This is a genomic window from Oceanobacillus longus, assembly GCF_042650085.1.
Taxonomy (GTDB): Bacteria; Bacillota; Bacilli; order Bacillales; family Amphibacillaceae; genus Oceanobacillus; species Oceanobacillus longus.
Window position 1 is genome coordinate 1018361 of record NZ_JBHSAO010000001.1, and the last position, 24493, is coordinate 1042853.

Consider the following 24493-nt stretch of genomic DNA (forward strand, 5'->3'; position numbering starts at 1 on the left):
ACTAGACAACTGCAAGCTTAAGAAACATAAAATATCCCTCTATGAAGAGGGATATTTTATCAGTTATCTGCAATTAAGCTGTATAGTGTTCTTTAACTACAGTAGCACAACGTGTACATAATTCCGGATGGTCATGATTTCCTCCAACTGTTTCGGAAGCAACCCAGCATCGTTCACATTTTTCACCAGGATGTTTCTCCACCAATACATTTACAAATTTATATTCTTTTGCATCGGAATTGCTTTCACTTATAACAGCATCCGATACAATTAGAAATTGATGTAAATGTTCCATGGATGATAAAACTTCTTTCGTCTCTTTATCTTTTGGAACAATGGTAATTTTTGCTTCAAGTGATTTCCCGATGACTTTTTCACTTCTTGCTTCTTCTAAAGCTTTTAGGATATCATCGCGAACTTCCATAAAGTGATTCCATTTCGTTTCCAGATTTTCAATTCCAGCAATATTACGCGCTTCTGGAATATCTGTCAATTGGACACTTTCCTCTTCTACACCAGGGATATACTCCCAAACCTCGTCCATGGTATGTGGAATGATTGGAGTCAATAATTTAACCAGTGTTGTCAGGATTTCATAATAACCTGTTTGAATACTGCGACGACGTTTGTTGTCAGCAGCTTCGATATATAAAACATCTTTTGCAAAGTCCAAATAGAATGAACTCAAATCAACCGCACAGAAATTATGGATTTGGTGGAAAGTTGGTGAAAACTCATACTTCTCATAGTTTTCACGTACATCTGATACCAATTGCTGTAATCGGTGAAGCATATAGCGGTCCACTTCTTCCAATTCCTGATCAGGTATCGTATCAGTTGCTGGATTGAAGTCAGCCAAATTAGCCAATAAGAAACGGAACGTATTTCTTATTTTACGATATGCTTCAGAAGTCTGTTTTAAAATGTCATCTGAAATACGCACGTCGGCTTGATAATCCACACTTGCAACCCACAAACGCAATATATCTGATCCGAGCTGTTTTTGTACTTTTGAAGGAAGGATGACGTTCCCAAGTGATTTACTCATCTTTCTGCCATTACCATCTAATACGAAACCATGGCTAATAATCGTTTTATATGGCGATTTACCTGTCACAGCTACACTTGTTGACAAGGAAGAGTTAAACCATCCTCTATACTGGTCACTTCCTTCCAGATAGATATCGGCAGGTCTTCTATGATCTTTTCGATTCTCAAGAACTCCTTCATGAGAAGAACCGGAATCAAACCAAACATCCATGATATCTGTCTCTTTGGTGAATGTACCGTTTGGACTGTGTTCGGATGTGAATCCTTCCGGTAGTAATTCTTTTGCTTCTTTTTCAAACCAGATATTTGACCCATGCTCTCTAAACAAATTGGATACATGGTCAACCGTTTCATTTGTAATAATTGGAGTACCATTTTCTCCGTAGAATACCGGAATCGGAACACCCCATGCACGTTGACGGGAAATACACCAGTCTTCACGATCTCGGACCATATTATATAATCTTGTTTCTCCCCAATTCGGATACCAATTCACTTCTTTGATTTCATCCAGAATTTCTTGACGGAAATCTTTAATGGAGGCAAACCATTGTGCTGTTGCACGGAAAATTGTCGGTTTCTTCGTACGCCAGTCATGTGGGTAGGAGTGCGTAATGAAGCTCAATTTCAATAATGCACCGACTTCTTCCAATTTATCAGTAATTACTTTATTTGCTTTATCATAAAATAACCCCTCAAAACCAGGTGCTTCTTGTGTAAATACCCCTTTATCATCTACAGGACAGAATGCATCAATGCCATAGCTTCTTGATACATAGAAATCGTCTTCTCCATGTCCTGGTGCTGTATGAACACAGCCAGTACCAGCATCTGTTGTGACATGATCACCAAGCATAACTAGTGAGTCACGATCGTAGAATGGATGTTTTGCAACAACACGATCAGCTTCTTGGCCTTTAAAGCTTTTGACTACATTTACGTTTTTCCAGCCTAGTTCTTCTGATACAGCCTCAAGTAATGCATGTGCCACAACAAATTTTTCCCCATTTACTTCTGCCACAACATATTCAAGATCAGGATGCAGGCTGATTCCAAGATTTGCTGGAATCGTCCATGGCGTTGTTGTCCAGATGATAATTTTCTCACCACCATCAAATACATCTTTACCATCTGTAACTTCAAAAGCAACGTAGATAGAAGCAGAACGCTTATCCTGGTATTCAATCTCAGCTTCTGCAAGGGCAGATTCAGAAGATGGAGACCAATAAACAGGTTTCAATCCTTTATAGATATATCCTTTTTTTGCCATTTCACCAAATACTTTAATCTGTGCTGCTTCATAATCTTTTGTTAACGTAATGTATGGATTATCCCAATCACCACGGACACCCAGTTGTCTAAACTGAGTACGTTGGCTGTTCACTTGCCCAAGTGCGTATTCAGCACAAAGTTTTCGGAACTCTGCTACGCTCATCTCTTTGCGTTTTACTTTTTTGTTTTTTGTTAATGCTGTTTCGATTGGTAAACCATGTGTATCCCATCCAGGTACATAGGGTGCATGATAACCAGTCATTGATTTATAACGAACAATAAAATCTTTTAAGACTTTATTAAGCGCGTGACCGATATGAAGATCTCCGTTTGCATAAGGAGGGCCATCGTGCAATACAAATGATGGTCTCCCTTTCGTACGTTCCAAACTCTTTTCATAAATATTTATTTCGTCCCAATGTTCCTGTCTCTTCGGTTCTTTATTTGGTAAATTTCCTCGCATTGGAAATTCTGTTTTTGGCATGAGCAATGTGTCTTTATAATCCATCTGTGTGCTTCCTCCTTTAAATATACCTCATTAAACTTGTCAATATGTCTATAGTCAATTCCACTCCATACGTCGCTAACATGGTGCTTGCTCTATTGTATCGGCTAGCTCCAACACCAACTTTGGTATACAAAAAAGCCTTCTTATCCCAAAAGGGACGAGAAGACTCGCGGTACCACCCTTATAAATTTAAAATAATCCTTTTAAATTCACTCGAAATCCATAACGGGGATAACCGCCCACTATTACTTAATTCATAATGGATACTCAAGAGTGATTTTCTAAAAGCGTACTGGCCGGGCTTACACCATTTCCCGGCTCGCTGAACAGCAAGAAACTTTTATACTTTCTCTATCAATGTATTTGTTATTTAAATAATGACCTTATCTGTATATGAATTATATGTAAAATTCCAGTAAACGTCAAGGTCTATGATTCGTTGTCAACTAGCTCAAGCTCTTCACCAATCTCTGATTCAAATAAATCTTCCCAATCATCGGTACCCAGCATCTCAAGCTGAGCCTGCACAAGCATTCTTAATCTTGTACGGAAAACCTTCGCTTGTTTCTTAAGTTCTTCTGTATCCATTGAAATACGACGAGATTTACTCAATGCTTCGTTAATAATTCGATCAGCATTTTTCTCTGCTTCTTTTATAATCAACTTTGATTCCTTCGTTGCATTTCCTCTAACTTCTTCGGCTGTCTCCTGTGCAACAAGAATTGACTTATTCAAAGTCTCTTCAATATTTGTGAAATGACCCAGTCTTTCTGTTAACTGAGTAACTTTCTCAGTGAGCTCTTTATTTTCTCTTATAACTAATTCATAATCTTTAATAACCTGATCCAAAAATTCATTTACTTCGTCTTCATCATAACCGCGAAAGCCTCTCGTAAATTCTTTATTATGAATATCAAGTGGTGTTAATGGCACAACGGCCACCTCCTTAAGGAATTTATGTAGTTAAAATATGATTTAATCATTAATATTTAACTAATTCGACAAAAAAACGGTAAATCCTTCAATGATCATTTTAATATTGCAATCGTTATTCTAACTTTATCTTTTTTCGACAATCCCTTAATTTCAGTAAGCTTACTTCTTCCTTTGCCGCGTAAGGAGATTAAATCACCTTCCTGCAGCTGAAATTTACTGTCCTCGACAACTTTATAATTCACCTTAACTTGAAGTTTTTGAATAAAAGAAGCCGCATCTTTTCTGGAAACGTGATAGATTTCCTTTAATACTGCATCAAGTCTTAACGAAGAAACTGTCTTTTCCGATTCCACCCATTTCTCATTTTCTTGTTTCAAATACGCTAGAGGTTTCTCTTCGAACGTTACATTCGCATTCTTAATGGATGTTAAATTCATTGTAATATAAGAAGCTATTTCTTCAGCCAGGACAATTTGAATGATACCATCACCAACCACTATATCACCAAGCTTTTTCCTTTTGACTCCTAGTGACATGAAAGCTCCCATTACATCCCTATGTTCAAGTGTAATAAATTTGTGTTGATAAGTTGCCTCCAAGAGAGTCAACTGAAACAAATGATCAGACATTTCTTCATAAAATGGTGCAATCACAATACGCTTTCTTTCAGCTTCGGTTCCACCACCGTTTTTATACAGCTTTAATTCTTCATTGTTAGAACCGATTAGCATTTCAACGATCTGTTGCTCTCTTGGATCAAGAAAGTCCGTTAACTTAACTTGAAATGTTAGTTCTACTTGTTCTTTCCAGGATAAAACTTGATCTATAAATGGCTGTTCTTCTTTTCTAAAGTGCTGATATATATCCATATTAAATCATGCTTCCTTTAAAATAAAAACATCCGGAAAAATTCACCAAGTCCCGCTCGAGCCAATTGTAAAACAAGAATTCCAACGATTGGCGATAAATCAATCATACCAAGTGGTGGAATAAATTTGCGGAATTGTTCCAGGTAAGGTTCACATATTTTTGTTAAGAACTGACCAAATGATGATTCACGAGCTCCTGGAAACCATGACATAAAAATGTAAACGATAAGTGCATAGCCATAGAACACTAATGCATAATGCAATATTGTATATAATTCAACCATTTAATGCTACCATCCTTTTTCAAATTCATTCTGCTCTGTATATGCTTCCGATATCGTTCCGGATACTTCCACATTATCAGGTGTACATAAAAATGTTTCTGAACCAAGTTTTTGAATATCTCCATTTACGGCATACACGGTTCCACTTAAAAAATCTACGATGCGTTTTGCCTGTTGATGCTCCACTCGTTGAAGATTAATCACTACCGCACGTCTATTTACGATATTATCGGCTATTTCCTGAGCTTCATTATAGTTTCGTGGTTCACACAAAACCACCTTGGATGACGACTGTTGTACGCTTTTCAGGCTAACAATATTTTGTGACTTTTGATTTGCATTTTTCTCGTTTTCTTGTACGTTTTCTTCATCAACATATTCATACTCATATTCGTCATCCATGGTGAAATAATTTTTTAACTTATTTTTTATGCTCATTTGCTCACCTCTTTAATTAATATCTATCAGCTGCCTACGAGTTTGGAACCGATTCGGATATGGGTTGCACCCTCTTCAATAGCAATCTCATAATCATTACTCATTCCCATTGACAAGTATTCACATGGCGCATGACTAAATTTCTTCTCTTTAATACGATCCCTTAGTTCTGCCAGACTTCTGAACACTTTCCTAATTCGATCTGGATCATCAATATGCGGAGCCATCGTCATTAAACCTATCACATGGATGTGATGATACTTTTCTAGTTTTTCAATGAAAGGGAGTACTTCTTCCGGCTCAATGCCATGCTTTGATTCTTCTCCGCTTACATTTATCTGTACAAAACAATCCATTGGTGCAGCCGTCCGTTTATTTATTTCCTTAGCAAGAGACATTCTGTCCAACGAATGAAGAACGTTTATTTTGTCGATAACATCTTTTACTTTTCTCGACTGAAGAGTCCCTATGAAATGCCATTTTGCTTGATTTCCAAAATGGTTGTACTTTTCAAGGAAACCTTCGTTACGATTTTCACCAAGATTCTCTATCCCTGAATCGATTGCTTCCTTGGTTCGCTCTATTGTAACATATTTTGTAACTCCAATTACTGTAATATCTTCCGGCTTACGCCCGCTTCTTTCACAAGCATGTCCAATATTCTCCTGAATAGTTTTTAGATTTCCTGCCACTTCCATAAATCTTTTAATTCCTCCATTAAATTATCATATTAAGAATCCAAGGAATCCTAACATTCTCCCTGTTTTGCCAAAATCTCTTCTATGTGAAAAGAATAAGTTCTCATCACGATAAGTGCAATATTTTGTTACCTCTATATTATGACTGATTACACCAGATTGTAAAAGGATTTCTACATTTAATTGTTTTAAATCCAATAAAAAGTGATTATTATGCAATGGAGTAACTGTTTTTTCCCTGTTTTCTTTACTGATGGAAGAAATAACATGACCATCCACTTCATAATACTCCTTTGAAATGGATGGACCGATTGCAACAAGAAGGTTTTCAGGTTGTGCTCCCATTTCCTTAAATGCCTCCACCATTTTCTCTGCGATCCGACCCACAGTACCTTTCCATCCAGCGTGGGCAATTCCTATAGATTGAGTCACCGGATCAAAGAAATATAACGGAACACAATCTGCAAAAAATGCTGTGCAAAGAAGTCCCTTATTTTTTGTAATTATTCCATCTGTTCCCTTAATTGAGCTATCATAAGAAATAGATCCTTTACCTTTATCAGCTACTGTTATACTTTTAACAGAAGTACCGTGTACCTGTTCTCCAGATACCCAGTTTTCAACAGGTATACTCAATTTATCAGCCAACCTTCTTCTGTTTGCCAATACATCGTTGTGCCGATCTGGTATATGGAGTCCTAAATTGAAAGTGTGATAAGGTTCTCTGCTTACTCCTCCATTTCTAGTTGTGAAACCAGCGACGAGATTTGGAGTTATCTGCTGCCATTTTTCAATATGTAAATAGGACCCACCCTTTTCCTTAAATGGTTCATTCATTACTGTTCCTCCTGGAAATAGACTTGTCTTATTTTATCATATTTTGACATGTATGAATTGGCTAATTACTAAATTAAGCTCCGCGATACAAATCTGGCCCTTGAACTTCCTTTACAAGAATAACATCAGATCCGATTCGAACAATTTGATCCCAGGAAATCATTAACTCATCAGCTTTGGAAAACATACCGCCACTTTTCTTCTCTCTTGCATCAACCACAATAGCAATAATTTTACCTGAGTTACCGTTGATTTCCAAATCGGTAATATGACCAAGTCTTCTTCCATCATCAATAACGATAATTTCCTTTAATTGCAATTCGGATAATTTTACCATTATGCTCACCTGCCCTCTATTTAAATATATGCTGGCAGGTAAGATTATTTCTTAATTCCGCAAAAAACCAGAAAAAACAGTAATAACCTGTTCTTTCTGGTCTATTTCAACCTTTATTTAATTGTATAGTTGGATACTTATCGTGTTTAAACTCCTCTTATAAACTTATTCAAACATCTGCTTATTCATCTGACTTATTGCTGCTTTCTCCAAGCGAGAGACCTGTGCCTGCGAAATCCCAATCTCATCTGCAACTTCCATTTGAGTCTTTCCTTGAAAAAAGCGCTTGTTTAAGATCATCTTTTCTCTTTCATTCAATTGATGCATGCCTTCTTTAAGAGACAGTTTGTCTACCCAGGAGGAATCCTTGTCCTTATCATCGCTGATTTGATCCATTACAAAAATAGGATCTCCTCCATCATTATAAATTGGTTCAAATAAAGATACCGGGTCTTGAATTGCATCGAGTGCAAACACGATTTCAGAGTGCGGTATCCCCATTTCCTCTGCAATTTCTGCAGGTGTTGGCTCTTTTGAAGTTTTGCTTATCAGTTTCTCTCTTACTGTTAATGCTTTATATGCAATATCACGTAAGGACCTGGAAACTCGTATCGGATTGTTGTCACGAAGGTATCTTCTAATCTCTCCAATAATCATAGGAACAGCATACGTGGAGAATCTTACATTATGGGATAGATCAAAATTATCAATTGATTTCATTAATCCAATACAACCAACCTGAAACAAATCATCTACATATTCTCCGCGATTATTAAATCTTTGGATTACACTTAATACTAGCCTTAAATTTCCGTTCACAAGCTCTTCACGTGCAGATATATCGCCTTCCTGCTGAATTCTTATAAAGAGTTTTTTCATTTCGTCATTTTTAAGTACAGGCAGTTTAGATGTATCAACACCACATATCTCAACTTTATGTCTAGTCATTCTGTCAACCCTCCCAGTCGGTGATGCTGTTCAAGGACAGTATCTCCCCACTGGAGGGTTTTTATGCAAATGCAAAATTCAATTTAAGGGCCTATATCAAGTCAAAACCTTATGATGTCTGCCTAAACCATTTTATTAAATTCTTTTTGCAACCTACGTATGATTTTCTTTTCAAGTCTTGAAATATAGGACTGAGAAATTCCGAGCATATCAGCTACATCTTTCTGGGTTTTCTCCTCTTCGCCAATAAGTCCAAACCGCAGTTCCATAATTTGTTTCTCTCGTGCATTCAATGTCTCCAGTGCGCTTTTAAGTAGTGTCTTATCTACACTCGATTCCAGGTTTTTCGTTATTATATCTTCTTCAGTTCCAAGAACATCAGATAACAATAATTCATTTCCGTCCCAATCAATATTTAACGGTTCATCAAAGGAAATTTCTGATTTCAATTTATTGTTCCTGCGAAGATACATTAAGATTTCATTCTCGATACATCTGGATGCATACGTAGCAAGTTTAATCTTTTTCTCAGGGTTAAATGTATTAACTGCTTTTATAAGTCCTATCGTACCTATACTAATCAAATCCTCAATATTGATTCCTGTATTTTCAAATTTACGTGCAATATATACAACAAGACGCAAATTCCGTTCAATAAGCATTGCTCTTGCTCCTTTATCTCCTTTTGGCAATAATATAAGTAACTCCTGTTCTTCTTGTTTGGAAAGGGGAGGTGGTAGTGCCTCACTACCTCCAATATAATATATTTCTGAAGACTTAAATCCTAATTTAATTAATAATTTGTACCAACCTAGTTTAAACTTCATATTCCAAAGACTCACGTTCCTCCACTCCCTTATGCAGATTGAATTGTAGCTAATTTAATAATTTGCGGATGCAATAAACAATGATAGCTTTGATCCTTAACCAGTGATGCAAACTGAATACCAATTAGAACATTGCTTGTTATCAAGTTTTGATTCTCATAATCAACCATTACCTGATCAGGCCTGATTGCCAGCAGAAACATGCTTTTCCCCTCAACCCCTTGGTACGGAATAACCTGAACTTTATTCCCCCATTCTTCTGGAATTCGATCGAGAGCCAACTGATCATTTGCTTCCCTCAATTGCTGCCATTCTTCCTCTGAAAACCAATTCTTTAAAAATACTTCATCACATATGACTACTGGTTTTTTGGTCAGTGGGTCAATAAGTTGATTTCCACTGTCAATATAGCCCATTGTTGAAAAAGATTTATTATTAATTTGGATGCTCACCTGGCAAAGCTGGTCATACCTAATTTTTTCGCCTGCATGCTCGTCCATTCGTGATTTAGTAAAGTACCATACAATCGGAAATCCTATAAGTATAAACAGCCAACTAATCGGATCTCCATATCCCTTGTTAAATGTTAAAATTCCATTCTCGGTAACCGAAACAGGATTGGTAAGCAAAAAATAAATTCCTGTTAATCCACCCCCAACTGCAAATGATGTAAAATAAAATAATAATAATAATTTCATCATTCGATAGAAACCCTTAAAACCAAACGTGCATAGAATAATAAAACATGAGTACAACACTTTCCCTAGTAACCCGTTAATAAAGGAACCAGGAAAATAAAGGCTAATTGGCACAATTAGAGAAGCAATAAATGCTCCAAAAAGCAACCTGACTTTCCCTACATTATCCCTGGCTAAAGCTTTTGTAAGCATTAAAAGCATTAAATCGAGAAAAAAATTTAATGCCCAGACGGCATCAAGATAAATGGTCAATTTTTCTCTTCCTTCCTCCAAATACCTTTCGGAAAACGCTGAGAGATATTACATAGATATATATGGAATTACTCAAAATTATAGATGACTTCGGAAGCAAAGTCTGTCACTTCTTGTATGCATAATAAAGCTAATTTTCACTATTCCTAGGTAACCCTGTCGGGGATCAAAACCATAATGACCCGGGTGGCGTATGAGATGTACGTAACTACAAAAGATAACTGAAACACGGTAAGTAAGGATATAGAGTAAATGATGTGAAGTGGGTCGACATACGAAGTGATCCATGTGAAATGACGATTTCAGTCGAAATTACTAATCATAAAAAAAACGAAGTTGTCCCAAATTTGAGACAGCCCCGTTTTTCTATCCAGGAAGAATGAAAAAATCCTACCAATCTTCTTGTTCCTTCTCTACTTTATTCTTATCTTCCCCTTCTTTTCTGAGTGAACGGGTGATAGCTATCATCATCAAAATCATAATCACTCCAAAGGGTAATGCTGTTATTGTTGCAATTGCCTGAAGCCCATCAAGCCCGCCACTCAACAGTAGCACGGTGGCGATTGAGGAAATAAGCAACCCCCAGGTTACAAGTATTTTATTTCCAGGATTCAGATTACCGGAAGAGGAAAACACACCAAGAACATAAGTCGCCGAATTGGCAGATGTTATGAAAAAGATGCCAATCAGGATTAGGGATGCTATGCTTAAGAACAAACCTAATGGCAACTTTTCCAGCACTTGGAACAGACCAATCTCCGGTGTCTCATTGATTTCGGAAGCAAAATCTGCTTGACCGGTCAGTTCCATATGGAGACCGGTTCCCCCGAATACAACAAACCACAAAATGGTTACAAGTGTTGGAACGATGAGAACCCCTAACATAAATTCTCCAAGTTTACGCCCCTTAGAGACTCGAGCAATAAACGTACCAACAAACGGACTCCAGGAGATGATCCACGCCCAATAGAATAGTGTCCATGTACTCATCCATTCATTTTCTCCGTTGTAAGGGGTTGTATTAAATGATAGTTCAAAAAAGCTGCCCCCATACTGACCGATTGTTTTAAAAATATGTTCAATCAAAAATACGGTTGGCCCTACAATAAATACGATTAGTAGGAGAATACCTGCTAGTCCCAGATTAGAAATACTGAGATATTTCATTCCCTTATCCAGTCCCGACACGACAGAAATCAGGAATATAATAGTTACTGACCCAACGATAATCAACTGCATCCACATATTATTCGGTAAGCCAAAAACTTCTGACAAACCGCTGCCAACCTGCATGGTACTTAATCCAAATGAAGTTGCAATCCCAACTGTTGTTGACACGATTGCTATAATATTAATTAGTTTACCTGGCCATTTATGGATATTGTCACCAATCAAAGGATAGAAGGACGAACTGATCAAGCCAGGGAGATTTTTGCGAAACTTTGCAAAGGCAATCCCAAGAGCCACAATCGCATAAATAGCCCATGGTTGGATTCCCCAATGAAAAACACTAAGAACCAATCCTTTTTCAGCTGCTTCCTGAGTTTCTGCTTCTATTCCTGCTGGTGGATCAGCAAAATGGGAAAGTGGTTCGCCAACCCCCCAGAAGACAAGTCCTACACCCATTCCAGCTGCAAATAGCATACCAATCCAGGCAAAGTAGGAATATTCCGGCTTAGAGTCTTTCTCCCCAAGTTTCATATGTCTGTACGGCCCTAGACCTAAATAAATACAAAAGCTAATGAATAATATAGTGGCCAAAACATAGAACCAGCCAAGATTTTGGGTCATCTTATTCATTAACATGGTCGTAGTCTCATTCATCAATTCGGGGGAAATAAGTCCCCAAATAACGATACCTAATATCAATATGGTCGATATAATAAATACAGTGTGTGCTTTTAATTTTTCAGAAATATATTTCATTTCTTTATCACCTACCTATGATTACTTTCATATACAAAACTAACTTCCACTATGTAACAGAAGGTAAACATCACGTAGGTGGATGACTATTTTCACGAGATTGATGCCTTAGTGAAAGAAAATTAAATTCGGAATACGATTTCGTTTGACTCTAGAAATAGATATAAAATCAGTGTCAGAAATTATGAAAAAGAGTCTGCTCTAGTAAAAGGATTTTTATATTAACCAAAACAAATAAAGGCTGCCCCAAAAGGAAGAAATCATTCCCTTTGAGACAGCCTCTTAAAATCACTATAATGAATTAATTATCGGTTTCGATTGCGATTTCTTAAAAATGTCGGTATATCAAGCTCTTCATCCTCTTGTCTTACTCGAGGTTGTTGTTGTGTTGGTTGTTGTGTTTGTTGTTGCTCCCGTTGTTGCTCCCGTTCCCGCTGAATAGGTTGTTCCTCAGTCGCTTTGGTAGCAGCATGCTGATTATGATTAATCATTGAACGAGGTTGTTTTTGTTTACTATCTGCTCTTTGAATTGTCTCATCAAAACCAGTTGCAATAACAGTAACAACAATCTCATCATTTAAATTCTCATTGATTACGGAACCGAAAATAACATTAACTTCTTTATCTGCAGCAGATGTTACAAGATCTGCTGCTTCCTGTACTTCATAAAGGCTAAGATTTGTACCACCCGTTATGTTCATTAATATTCCGTGTGCGCCATCAATGGAAGTCTCAAGCAATGGAGAAGAAATTGCTTTCTTGGCTGCCTCCGTTGCACGTGTTTCACCAGTTGCTATACCTATACCCATCAATGCTGACCCTTTATCGAACATGATTGTTTTAACATCAGCAAAGTCAACATTAATCAAACCTGGTTTTGCAATTAAATCAGAGATTCCCTGTACACCCTGTCTTAATACATTATCTGCTTCTCGGAATGCTTCAAGCATTGGTGTATTTTTATCAACAATCTCAAGTAATCTGTCGTTCGGTATTACGATTAAAGTATCTACACTTCCTTTAAGTGTATCAATACCAGTAATTGCCTGCGTGGATCGTCTTTTACCTTCAAAAGAGAAAGGACGAGTTACAACCCCAACAGTTAATGCGCCTAAATCTTTTGCTACTTGCGCAATAACAGGAGCTGCACCAGTACCGGTACCGCCACCCATTCCGGCAGTTACAAAAACCATGTCGGCTCCTTGTAGTACTTCTTCCAATTGCTCTTTACTTTCTTCAGCAGCCTTTTTACCTACTTCCGGATTGGCACCTGCACCCAACCCGCGAGTCAATTTACCACCAATTTGAATTTTCGAATCTGCTTTTGATAGATTTAATGCCTGTGCATCAGTATTAACCGCGATGAAATCAACACCCTCTACACCGTGCTCAATCATTCGGTTTACAGCGTTGTTACCGCCGCCGCCAACGCCGATTACTTTAATTGTAGCTAATTCCTCCATATTTGTATCAAAATCCAACATATATCTTTCCTCCTAATGTACTAATGTACAAGATTACAAGAAATCCAGTATCTAATCTATAAGGTTTAATCCTTAATCAAAAAAGTACTTAAACAAATTAGCAAAACCAGATTCTTTTTTCTTATTTTCGTTTGATTCATTCTTTACCTTTGATTGTTTCATTTGTCTTTTAGGTTTCGGTTCATCTGTACTTATTGCCACCGACGGAAATAATTCTTTCCCTTGTATTTTCGCATTACGATAAGCAAACTGCAATATCCCGACTCCTGCTGTATATTGCGGTTCTCTGACACCTATGTAATCTGGGATAGCTACGCGAACATTGGATTGAAAAAGGTCTTGAGCAAGTTCTAGACTGCCTGGCATCGAAATTGTACCACCAGTTAGTACATAGCCACCAGGTAGTTCCTGACCCATTTTCCTAATTTCTCTTTCCACGTATGCGTAGACTTCTTCCAATCTTGCCTCAATCATATCAGAAATCTGCAACTGGTTATAGGTTTGCCTTTTGTTACTGCCGATAGTCGAAACTTCAAAAGTCTCTTCTTCCTGTGCATCATCATAAAAAGCATGCCCATAGTTAAGTTTAACATCTTCTGCTTCTTCCGTTGATGTCCGAAGTCCAATTGACAAATCTTTTGTAATATTATCTCCACCCAAACTGACAACACTTGTCGTTACAAGATGGTCATTTTCAAATATAGAAACAGTTGTACATCCACCACCGACATCGATAAGTGCTACCCCCATATTTTTTTCATCTTTGGAAAGAGCAATTGTACCCGAAGCAAGCGGCTGTAAACAAATGTCTGATACTTGCAAATTAGCACGTTCCACACATTTGAGAATGTTATGTAATACAGTTTTGGAACATGTAATTATAGTACCTTCCATTTCTAGCCGAACACCAATCATTCCACGTGGATCGGTTATTTCATCCAAACCATCAACAATAAACTGCTTTGGAATAACATCGATAATTTCACGTTCCGGTGGAATGGAAATTACTTGTGCGCCTTCGATAACTCTCGTAACATCTTCATCTCCGATTTCCCTGTTTTCACTTTGTACTGCTACAACACCATGACAGGGCTGTAATTGAATATGGTTTCCATTAATTCCAACAACGACTCTTTCTATATGCATTCCTACCATACGTTCAGCTTGTTCGACAGCACTTCTGATAGATTGCACTGTTTGATCGATATCAACTATTGCACCTTTTTTCATACCATTTGATTTTGCAGTTCCAACACCGATTATATTTAATGAATCGTTCAGAACTTCTCCAATGATCACTTTGATTGTAGTTGTACCTATATCAAGACTTACTAATATTTCACTATTGTTCAATGAAAGGCACCTCCCGATTAAGAAACATCTATAATTTCTTAATTATGTTTCTATTAACTGCTTTGTTTTATTGTATAATTTACTATTTTAGAGGAAAAGATTAAAAAAATAAAATATATATAGGTTATTCCACATAGAATGGTCATATACCTTTTCATTTTCTTAAAAAAATAAATTTCCTTACTATATCCTTCGATAAGAACTTAAATTATATGACTTTTAATCATTCAATAACCTGTTATTGGTCGGAATCATGTATTTCAACTTCTTCTTCAAAATCAACATCAATTTCCGTCTCTTCCTCTTCGTTATTGAAAGATTCAAAATAAACTCCCACGCCAATATGGATAATTCCTTTATCGTCGGAATCGAGCTGGGACACAATCGACGGATAAACTTTCATCCTTTCCGCAAAATCACGAATTGTGCCTTTAACAATATAACCATCATTCATATATAATTGAATGTTATTATTGTTATCTTCTGTTGGTTCCCAGTAAATTTCAGAAATTAAATTCAGAATGCTTCCAGGTAACTTTTTTAATTCCTCAGCCATTCGATTCAAATATTCTCCGTCATTAAACCCATTGATTAATGGTGCGTCACCACGGTATGTATCTCCTGACACTTTTAAAATCTCGCCATTACCCATAACGGGACTATAATTTCTACCCTCTTGTACATACCCGACAATCTGCTCTTCCGAAACATGTATATTTACCGTCCATGGTAATCTTCTTTCTACTGATACAGATTCGACAATAGGATCTTTACTTATTAACCTCTCAATCTCAGATTGATTGATTGTCCAAATATTGGTACCTGATGTTAAATTGCTGTATTCAATAATCTCCTCATCCACTATATATGAATTCCCATCAACATTAATTGTCTTTACATGACTCAATGGTGATTGTAAATAGACAATGACTGCTATTAAAGAGAAAAAGATGGAAAGATAAAATATTAGACGTCGGTTTGCTTTTTTCTTACGGGCTTGTTTCAATTTTGGAATTCGATCTTCGATTGAAACAATATTTTTTTTGCTCATCTCCATTTCTTCCTTTTTACCATATTAAAAGAATAAACGGCAACACATGAGCCGCTTCTATCTATTTAAATGAATTATATCATAAAACAGAGCGGAAGATGTATTGTACTTACTATAGTTTATCAAGTTTTTTGCCCATTAATAAAGTATAAATATCTTCCAATTGTACGATTAAAGAAATAATGTGATTAAATTTTAGAATAAATGCTAATATTTAACAATATTCCTACAGAACATAATGTTAAAGTCAGTGAGGAACCACCATAACTTAAAAACGGTAAGGTTATACCTGTTACTGGAATAAGCCCAATCACAACACTAATATTTATCATCGCCTGTACGGCGAGCATAGCAGCAATTCCAAGAGATAAAAAACGTCCAAATAAATCTGGTGCTTCCAGAGATATTTTTATTCCTCTCCACAAAAGCAATAAAAATAAAAGAATCACTGCTGTCCCACCGATGAATCCGAGTTCCTCTCCCAATATAGCAAAAATGAAATCTGTTTGCGGCTCAGGCAAATAAAAGTATTTTTGCAGACTGTTTCCCAAGCCTAACCCCATTAATCCACCAGGTCCAATTGCATAAAGAGATTGGATGATTTGAAAACCATCTCCCAATGGATCTTCCCATGGATTCAGAAAAGCAGTTATTCGATTTATTCGATATGGTGCCGAAGCGATTAATCCAACAAATCCGAGCATACCAAGTGCTGCTAATCCGAAAAAATGTGTTAGCCTCGCTCCCGCTGTATAAACCATAATCATACACGTCAAAACAAGGACCATTCCAGTACCAAGATCCGGTTGGAGCATAATTAACCCAAATGCAGTGAAAATTAACAGGATACATGGAAAGAAACCTTTTTTGAAAGATGTAATATATTTTTGGTTAGCCGATAGGATTGCTGCCAAGAAAATAATTAAACCCAACTTCATAAACTCGGAAGGCTGGATACTGAATGCTCCCACTCCTATCCAGCTTTGTGCCCCACCTCTGACTAAACCTACTCCTGGTATTAATACGAGTAATAATAGTGCAAAGCATATGATTAGAATAATATTCGCATACTTTTTCCAGGTGTAATAAGGAATCACCATAAAAAAGAACATGGCAACTACCCCAGCACCTGCAAATAGAAGCTGTCTTTTTAAATAGTAAAATGCATCATCATATTTGTATTCAGACCACACATAGGAAGAACTGTAGACCATAACAATTCCAGCAGTCAATAGAATTAATATAACAAAAAGCAAAGTTAAATCTGGTTTTCTTTGCTCCTTAAACAGTTTATTAAACAAAAAAACACCCCTTTTTTCCAATATAGGATCAGGGGCGTTCGATGTAGTTATTATAATATTGTAATGCTGTAGATAAATTAGTTACCTAAACAGCCACGCCTAGCTTTAAGCTTTTGCATTGCCCCTACTTTAGTTTATGCACGGCTTGTACAAACATGTCTCCTCTTTCTTCAAACGTTCGATATTGATCCCAGCTGGCACATGCCGGTGACAAGAGGATCACATCATTCTCCTCGGAAATGGAATAAGCATGTTCGGTTGCTTTCGCCACATCCTCAGATTGCAGAATGGTTTTAATACCTGCTTCCAAACTTAATTGCTTTAGTTTTTCGGAAGTCTCACCAAACACAACCATCGCTTTTACATTTCCAAGAAATGGCAACAAGTCTGTAAATTCATTTCCTCGATCAAGTCCACCAGCGAGCAGAATGGTGGGCTGTGTAAATGCACGTAAAGCTTTTTGAGTTGCCAACATATTTGTTGCTTTTGAATCATTGTAAAATAACCGTCCATTTATATTTCCTACAAACTGAAGACGATGTTTCACTCCAGTAAAGGTCGTTAATACGGTACGAATACCATCGTTGGTAGCACCATTCAGTTTTGCGGCAGCAATTGCTGCTAATATATTTTCAAGATTATGCTCTCCAACTAAAACAATATTCTGCCTCGATATCACTTTATCGTCTGCAAAATAGATGTATTCTGAATCCGCCCATGCGCCAGTCTTTACTTTGCTTTTAACAGTGAATGGAACAAGGTTTGATTTTGCCTTTCTTACTTCATCAGCAATTGATTTATCATCTGCGTTGTATACAAGATAATCAGCTTCTGTTTGATTCTTAAAGATATTGAATTTGGCTCGTTTATAATTATCCAGCGTTTTATGATAATCCAAATGTGCTTCAAATATATTAAGTAAAATAGCAGTGGTCGGTTTAAATTTTTCGATACCCTGCAATTGAAAGGATGATAATTCAAGTACAAGTGTTTCTTTTTCACTCATTGAATGGACAGCTTCTGTAGCTACGATCCCGATATTACCAGCTACCTTGACTTGCTGTTTACTTTCCTTAAGCATTTCTGTTACCAATGTAGTAGTTGTCGTTTTCCCATTGGATCCAGTAACCCCGATAATCGGTCCATCTGTTAAGTGATACGCTAGCTCAATTTCAGTAATTACAGGTATCCCTATGTTTACAGCTTCCACCACTATCGGATTTTCATAGGGAATCCCAGGATTTTTCACAAGAAGTTCGATTCCATTCAAAATAGAAATAGGATGGGAGCCAACGATCACATCGGCACCCATCTTTTTCAAATTTACTACAGTTTCATCATTTTCAGTTGCTTTCATATCATTAACAATAACTTTTTTGTCATTTGCAAGTAACGTTTCAGCAGCAGCTGTACCGCTCTTAGCCAGACCGAGCACGAGTATGTTTGTATAAGGGAAATTCGTAAACTTCTTCATTATAAGCCCACCTCAATATAGATGCCGAGTGCAGCAAATAAGAGTCCTACAAGCCAAAATGTTGTAACTACACGCCACTCAGACCAGCCAAGTAATTCATAATGATGGTGTAAGGGACTCATTTTAAACACTCTTTTTCCTGTTGTCTTAAAAGAGATAACCTGGATAATTACAGAAAGGGTTTCAATAACGAATACTCCGCCGATAATCACCAATAATATTTCCATTTTCATTAAAATTGCAAGCGCTGCGATGGCTCCCCCAAGTGCTAAGGAACCCGTGTCTCCCATAAATACTTTAGCTGGGTGTGCGTTGAATACCAAGAATCCAAGCAACGCACCAACTACTGCAAGTGCAAAGATTGCTTCTTCCGTTTGTGGGGTGCCATACCAGGCGAGAACAGCAAAAGCACCAAATGCAATGGCTGCTGTTCCAGCCAATAGACCATCCAAGCCATCCGTTAAGTTGACGGCATTTGAGGCACCAACCATCATAAATATAATCAATAATGCATAAGCCCAGCCGATATCCCATTGAATATCAGTACCCGGGATATGTACTGCTGTTGAAAATTCCTGGCTTCTTAAAATAAAGAAAAACACAAGTGCAATAATAATTTGGCCAATCAGTTTTTGCTTCGATGTAAGTCCAAGATTTCGTTTCAGAACAACTTTAATAAAGTCATCCAGAAACCCGAGTAGTCCATAGCCAAATAATACAAATATTAACAGCCAAAGTTCATAACCGATACCCGTATCACCTACTCTACTGGCCATAATAATAGAGGTAATGATAACACTGAAGATAATCATAAGACCGCCCATTGTGGGAGTGCCCGTTTTTTTCATATGTGATTTTGGTCCTTCTTCTCTAATGCTTTGCCCAAACTTTAATCTTCTTAAAAATGGAATAAATATTGGAGATAGAAGAACGGTAATGAGAAATGCTATAGCTATTGTTACTAATAGTACAGTTATATTCACTTCGTTTCCTCCTCATACATAACCGTCCAACTAAGATTGGATTGATATTTTTCTTTATTCGCTTTTCTGTAAACCTTCTATAATTGTTTCAAACTTCAATCCTCGTGAAGCCTTGAATAATAATAGCGCATCTTTTGTTAAGTACGTATGCAATGCTTTAGCCATTTCTTCTTTGGATACAAAATGCATGCATTCAATGGTGCTTCCCTTTTTCTCTACTTCCTCTGAAATCAGTCTTGCCTGTTCGCCAAAGGTAAATAGAACAGTAATAGGTGATTCAATAGTATCTGCTATTGATCGATGCAGTGCTTCTGAATGATTTCCAAGTTCCAGTATATCTCCCAAGACCAATACCTTTTGTGGAAAACCATCCATTTGCTTTACAACATCGATGGATGCTTTCATCGATGTTGGTGAAGCATTATAGGCATCATTAATAATCGAAGCATCGTTCTTTCCTTTTATTAGTTCAAATCGCATGCTAGTAAGCTCCAGCTCATGGAAAGCCAAATTGCTTTTCTCTGGATCTATTTTCAAATGATTTCCTATTGTTAAAGCAAATGAAGCGTTTTTCGCATGATGTCTTCCAAGCAGTGGTACTTTATAGTTTAATCCATCTGATAAGTTAAATTCTGTTCCTGTTGGAGTAATTAATACATTCGAAAGCACGTTATCATTTGTTTTTCTAAACCCATTTTTGACTACTTTTTGATTTACCTGCAAATCCTGAAGCAATGGCTCATCTCCATCAATAACTAGAACTCCGGCTTCCTTTAACCCATTTACAATTTCTAACTTTGCTTTTACTATTCCCTGCCTTGAACCTAAGAATTCAATATGGGATTCTCCAATATTCGTTATAATTGCATAATCTGGTCTGGAAATTCGGGATAATAAATCAATTTCACCGTAGTTACTCATACCCATTTCAAGAATCAAAACTTCGGTATTCCTGTCCATAGACAATATCGTAAGTGGCAAACCGATGTGATTATTAAAATTCCCTTTTGTATAATGGGTTCGAAAGCTCATTTTCACAACGGATGCCGTTAGATCCTTTGTAGTTGTCTTACCATTGGAACCTGTTATACCAATAACAATCGGATTTATCTCATTTCTGTATTGCGCTGACAAATCCTGCAACGCTTTTAACGTATCATCAACGAGAAAAACAGGGAATTGCGGTGAGACAGATTCTGGAATTTTTTTACTTTTATCCCAGAGGACTGCAACAGCTCCGTTTTTTATCGCCTGTTCGATAAAAACATGTGCATCAAAATTCTCTCCAACAATTGGTATAAATAAGGAATTATTATCCTTACTTCTACTATCTGTTGTAACTACTTTAATTTCCTTGTTATCTTGAACGTCCCCTTGATTGTCTGTAAAAATTTTCGATAACCAATTCGTTGTAAATAGCATTTTATTTCTCCTTAGCATGTATTGCTGTTCTGGCCACTTCACGATCATCGAAATCATACTTCGTATGACCGATAATCTGATATGTTTCATGTCCTTTTCCAGCAATAAGGATTATATCGTCTTTTTTGGCATATTTAACAGCTTTTATAATTGCCGCTTGACGATCTTCAATAACTTCAAAACTTCCATCAGATGCATCCAATCCCTCTGTCATATCATCCAATATTTCTTTAGGGTTCTCCGTCCTTGGATTATCTGAAGTAAATAGTGCATGATCAGCATATTTTAGTGCAATGGTTGCCATTAGTGGACGCTTTGACCTGTCACGATCTCCACCGCAACCTACCACAACATATACTTTTTCCTTAGCAAACTCTTTACTCGTTTGGAGGACATTTTCAAGAGAATCCGGTGTATGTGCATAATCAACGATTACCGCAAAATCCTGTCCTTCAGCAACAGGTTCAAAACGCCCATTCACTCCCTGAATATTTTCAAAAGCCGCTTTAATAACAGGTAAAGGCACTCTGGCTGCTATTGCCGCAGCACTTGCTGCTAGCATGTTATAAACATTGAACATCCCGATCAGTCTACTGCTGATATTTATTTTTCCTACTGGAGAATTCAACTGAAACGATGTACCAGTCGCTTCTAGCCTAACGTCTTCTGCCATTACATTGGCTTTATTCTTGCATCCATATGTCAAAACATGTTGTGCTGTACTATGTTTTAATAGGTTACTTGATGGATCATCTTCATTTATTACTGCAAATTTTGGAGATTCACTACTGTAGCTATTTCCGAGTTGGGAGAACAATAGGCTTTTTGCTCTAAGATAATCCTGCAAATCAGTATGATAATCCAAATGATCCTGTGAAAGATTGGTAAAAATAGCAATATCAAATTCACAGCCATATACTCTTCCAAGATCAAGTGCATGAGATGAAACTTCCATAATTGCCTGTTTTACGTTATCGTTTCGCATCTTGTCAAAAATTCTCTGTAACATCAATGCATCGGGAGTCGTATTCGCAACTGGATACGTATCTTCGCCAATTTTTAGTTGTATTGTTCCAATTACTCCCGTTTTCTTTTTATGAAGATTAAATATTTTTTCCAATAAATAGGTTACCGTTGTTTTGCCGTTTGTACCTGTTACACCTATGAGCGGCAGTTTTGCAGTTGGGTAATCAAAGTATTTTGCTGCAAGAATTGGTAAAGCTCTGTTCGTATCTGTAACCATAATAATCGGAATAGAAACTTTTACACTTATCGATTTCTCGGCAATTACTGCTACAGCCCCATTAGCTTCAGCCTCAGTCACATAATCGTGTCCATCAACAGTAAAACCAGAAATACAAATAAAAACATTTCCTTGTTTTACTTTGCGGGAATCCATTTCAATATTATTAAATTCAATCGTATCTATTGTCGCTGAATTAGTTTCATAAAAAGGTAATACACGAAGCAATTCTTTTAATTTCATCATTAACATCCCTATCTAATTTATATCCTACATATGTATTCTTAAATCTATCCATTTTTAAGAGGGTGGTACTCACCCTCTTTTGTATATTTGCTTATATATTATAGCAAACTTCATCACTTTTAACGATGTTTTTCATCGGATAGATAAATTCTTACCGTGGACCCTTGTTCTAACTTGGTGCCTGGTTTTGGTGACTGATCTGTAATGTATTCGCCTTCCCCGCTAGTTTCAATCGATAAATCCAGCAGATATTCAGCGAGTTCCTGCTTGGAGTGACCAATCAGGTCAGGAACCTCCACTTTTGGCATTTCAGGCCACATATATTCTTTTTCCAGTCCATCTGTTCTCGGTTCAACCCCCATTGCTCTTAAGCTATCTCCAATGATTGTTCCAACAATTGGCGCCGCAACGACTCCACCAAATTGAACCGTATTTTTTGGATTATCGATAGCCAAATATACAACAATTTCAGGATCATCTGCTGGAGCAAACCCAATAAATGAAACAATGTAGTTATTGTCTAAATATGCTCCATTAGGCCCGACTTTTTGAGCGGTACCTGTTTTCCCGCCGACACGATAACCATCTACGTATGCTGGTCGACCCGTCCCTTGAGCAACAACACTTTCCAATGCAAGACGAATTTCTTCGGAAGTTGTTTCAGAAATAACTCTTCTTTTCAGGTTAGGTTCAACTTTTTCTACTACCTCACCAGTCTTAGGGTCAATCCATTCTTCAGCAATATATGGTTCATACAGATAGCCTCCATTAATTGCGGCTGCTACTGCGTTAACCTGCTGAATAGGGGTTACAGAGACCCCTTGCCCAAAAGATGTGGTAGCCAGCTCAACTGGCCCAACATTTTCAGGTTTGAATAATATACCATTCCCCTCTCCCTGTAAATCAATTCCCGTTTTCTCACCAAACCCAAAAGCATCAATATAGGAAAATAGTTTTTCAGTTCCAAGCATTTGTCCCAAATTTACGAATCCTGGGTTACATGAGTTTTGGACGACTTCCAAATAGCTTTGATGTCCATGGCCCCCACTTTTCCAACAATGTATCGTTGCACCCCCTACTGAAATATCACCATCATCGTGAAAATCATCTTCCTCTAAATCAACTTCGTTTTCTTCCAAAGCAGCAGCTAGTGTAATTATTTTAAATGTGGATCCAGGCTCATAGGTACTCCATATGGGTAAATTTCTTCCGAAAATAGAGGCATTGACTTCCTGATATTTTTCCGGATGAAAATTAGGACGTGAGGTCATACCAAGTATCCCACCGTTTTGAGGATTGATTGCAATCGCTAAGGCTTCGTCCGGGTTATACTTTAAAACTGCAGCATCAAGCTCCCGCTCCATAATGGTTTGCACTTTTGAATTGATCGTTGTTTTAAGATTTAGGCCATCAGTAGGTGATGTGTAGACATCGGCCAGGCTATCAAGTCTTCTACCCTTTGCATCTGAATAAAACGAAAGACTCCCTTCTTCTCCGCTCAACTTTTCTTCATAAGAGAGCTCTAGACCCATTAGTCCTTGATTATCTATACCGGTAAATCCGAGGACATGGGATAAGTCATCACCATATGGATAATGGCGTTTTGAATCTTTCGCCAAATAAATTCCAGCTAAATTCATGTCGCGTATTGCCCTTTCCTGTGTTTCTGATATCTTTATTCCTTCCGGCCTTATACTGACACTAGATGCATTTTTTGTTATAGTCCCCTTAATTTTTTCTTCAGAAACATTTAGAATTCCTGCCAATTTCTTTGCAGTATCATCAGGATCCTGTATTTGCCTCGGAATGGCAACAACTGACGGAGCTGTTACATTTTCCGCTAAGACATCTCCTTCAGCGTCTAAAATATACCCTCTTTCCGCTTCAAATATGATATCTCTTGTCCAAAGATCGTTGGCTTGTCCTGTCAATTGTTCACCCATTATGAATTGGACATAACCTAACCGAACTACGATAACTGCAAGTAAGAGTAGCCCAAAAAGAAAAACAGTAACTATTCGTTTTTTAACTGTAACAGTTGATACACGTTTCATTT

General features: G+C 37.2%; 21 protein-coding genes and 1 other annotated feature. All 21 genes read right to left on the minus strand.

The genetic code is table 11. The features are described 5' to 3' along the window. Nucleotides 1-73: 73 nt before the first annotated feature. The 21 genes from ileS to ACFOUV_RS05345 all read right to left on the minus strand — a co-directional run bounded on the left by ileS (nt 74) and on the right by ACFOUV_RS05345 (nt 24491). On the minus strand, nt 74-2830 hold the full coding sequence (gene ileS, locus ACFOUV_RS05245) for an isoleucine--tRNA ligase (protein ID WP_379495696.1): 2757 nt from the start codon (nt 2828-2830) through the stop codon (nt 74-76). Nucleotides 2831-2980: 150 nt separating this feature from the next. Beyond that, nucleotides 2981-3197: a binding site (T-box leader), on the minus strand. 62 nt (nt 3198-3259) lie between these two features. Further along, a complete protein-coding gene (locus ACFOUV_RS05250) occupies nt 3260-3763 on the minus strand; it encodes a DivIVA domain-containing protein (protein WP_379495697.1) in 504 nt (167 codons plus the stop codon). A gap of 95 nt (nt 3764-3858) precedes the next feature. Beyond that, a complete protein-coding gene (locus tag ACFOUV_RS05255) occupies nt 3859-4635 on the minus strand; it encodes a YlmH family RNA-binding protein (RefSeq protein WP_379495698.1) in 777 nt (258 codons plus the stop codon). Between the two features lie 17 nt (nt 4636-4652). Beyond that, entirely contained in the window at nt 4653-4919 is a 267-nt protein-coding gene (locus ACFOUV_RS05260; protein WP_379495699.1) for a YggT family protein, read from the minus strand. Between the two features lie 6 nt (nt 4920-4925). Then, on the minus strand, nt 4926-5357 hold the full coding sequence (locus tag ACFOUV_RS05265) for a cell division protein SepF (protein ID WP_379495700.1): 432 nt from the start codon (nt 5355-5357) through the stop codon (nt 4926-4928). Between the two features lie 26 nt (nt 5358-5383). Next, the gene (locus ACFOUV_RS05270) at nt 5384-6055 is read right to left on the minus strand and encodes a YggS family pyridoxal phosphate-dependent enzyme (RefSeq protein WP_379495701.1); all 672 of its coding nucleotides are present in this window, start codon (nt 6053-6055) and stop codon (nt 5384-5386) included. A 27-nt stretch (nt 6056-6082) separates the two neighbouring features. Further along, on the minus strand, nt 6083-6892 hold the full coding sequence (gene pgeF, locus ACFOUV_RS05275) for a peptidoglycan editing factor PgeF (RefSeq protein ID WP_379495702.1): 810 nt from the start codon (nt 6890-6892) through the stop codon (nt 6083-6085). A 73-nt stretch (nt 6893-6965) separates the two neighbouring features. Further along, on the minus strand, nt 6966-7229 hold the full coding sequence (locus ACFOUV_RS05280; RefSeq protein WP_379495703.1) for a YlmC/YmxH family sporulation protein: 264 nt from the start codon (nt 7227-7229) through the stop codon (nt 6966-6968). A 165-nt stretch (nt 7230-7394) separates the two neighbouring features. Beyond that, complete coding sequence (gene sigG / locus ACFOUV_RS05285; protein WP_379495704.1) at nt 7395-8177, minus strand: RNA polymerase sporulation sigma factor SigG; 783 nt, start codon at nt 8175-8177, stop codon at nt 7395-7397. A gap of 122 nt (nt 8178-8299) precedes the next feature. Then, nucleotides 8300-9004, minus strand: a complete 705-nt coding sequence (sigE, locus tag ACFOUV_RS05290; RefSeq protein ID WP_379495765.1) for an RNA polymerase sporulation sigma factor SigE — start codon at nt 9002-9004, stop codon at nt 8300-8302. A gap of 29 nt (nt 9005-9033) precedes the next feature. After that, the gene (gene spoIIGA, locus ACFOUV_RS05295) at nt 9034-9954 is read right to left on the minus strand and encodes a sigma-E processing peptidase SpoIIGA (protein ID WP_379495705.1); all 921 of its coding nucleotides are present in this window, start codon (nt 9952-9954) and stop codon (nt 9034-9036) included. A gap of 390 nt (nt 9955-10344) precedes the next feature. Further along, entirely contained in the window at nt 10345-11880 is a 1536-nt protein-coding gene (locus tag ACFOUV_RS05300; protein WP_379495706.1) for a BCCT family transporter, read from the minus strand. Between the two features lie 305 nt (nt 11881-12185). Further along, nucleotides 12186-13364, minus strand: coding sequence for a cell division protein FtsZ (gene ftsZ / locus ACFOUV_RS05305; protein ID WP_379495707.1), 1179 nt, complete (start codon nt 13362-13364; stop codon nt 12186-12188). 72 nt (nt 13365-13436) lie between these two features. Beyond that, a complete protein-coding gene (gene ftsA / locus ACFOUV_RS05310) occupies nt 13437-14717 on the minus strand; it encodes a cell division protein FtsA (RefSeq protein ID WP_379495708.1) in 1281 nt (426 codons plus the stop codon). 238 nt (nt 14718-14955) lie between these two features. Further along, nucleotides 14956-15768, minus strand: coding sequence for a cell division protein FtsQ/DivIB (locus ACFOUV_RS05315; RefSeq protein ID WP_379495709.1), 813 nt, complete (start codon nt 15766-15768; stop codon nt 14956-14958). Between the two features lie 188 nt (nt 15769-15956). Then, nucleotides 15957-17057: a stage V sporulation protein E gene (gene spoVE / locus ACFOUV_RS05320; protein WP_379495766.1), complete on the minus strand. Its 1101-nt coding sequence runs from the start codon at nt 17055-17057 to the stop codon at nt 15957-15959. 136 nt (nt 17058-17193) lie between these two features. Beyond that, entirely contained in the window at nt 17194-18543 is a 1350-nt protein-coding gene (gene murD / locus ACFOUV_RS05325; RefSeq protein WP_379495710.1) for a UDP-N-acetylmuramoyl-L-alanine--D-glutamate ligase, read from the minus strand. Further along, a complete protein-coding gene (gene mraY, locus ACFOUV_RS05330) occupies nt 18543-19526 on the minus strand; it encodes a phospho-N-acetylmuramoyl-pentapeptide-transferase (RefSeq protein WP_379495711.1) in 984 nt (327 codons plus the stop codon). Before mraY ends, murD begins: the two co-directional genes overlap by 1 nt. Before the next feature lie 54 nt (nt 19527-19580). Continuing rightward, nucleotides 19581-20948, minus strand: coding sequence for a UDP-N-acetylmuramoyl-tripeptide--D-alanyl-D-alanine ligase (locus ACFOUV_RS05335; RefSeq protein WP_379495712.1), 1368 nt, complete (start codon nt 20946-20948; stop codon nt 19581-19583). Nucleotide 20949: 1 nt separating this feature from the next. Beyond that, on the minus strand, nt 20950-22434 hold the full coding sequence (locus ACFOUV_RS05340; RefSeq protein WP_379495767.1) for a UDP-N-acetylmuramoyl-L-alanyl-D-glutamate--2,6-diaminopimelate ligase: 1485 nt from the start codon (nt 22432-22434) through the stop codon (nt 20950-20952). Between the two features lie 122 nt (nt 22435-22556). After that, nucleotides 22557-24491 carry a stage V sporulation protein D gene (locus ACFOUV_RS05345; RefSeq protein WP_379495713.1) on the minus strand — a complete coding sequence of 645 codons (1935 nt, stop codon included), beginning with the start codon at nt 24489-24491 and terminating at the stop codon, nt 22557-22559. Nucleotides 24492-24493 lie beyond the last annotated feature (2 nt).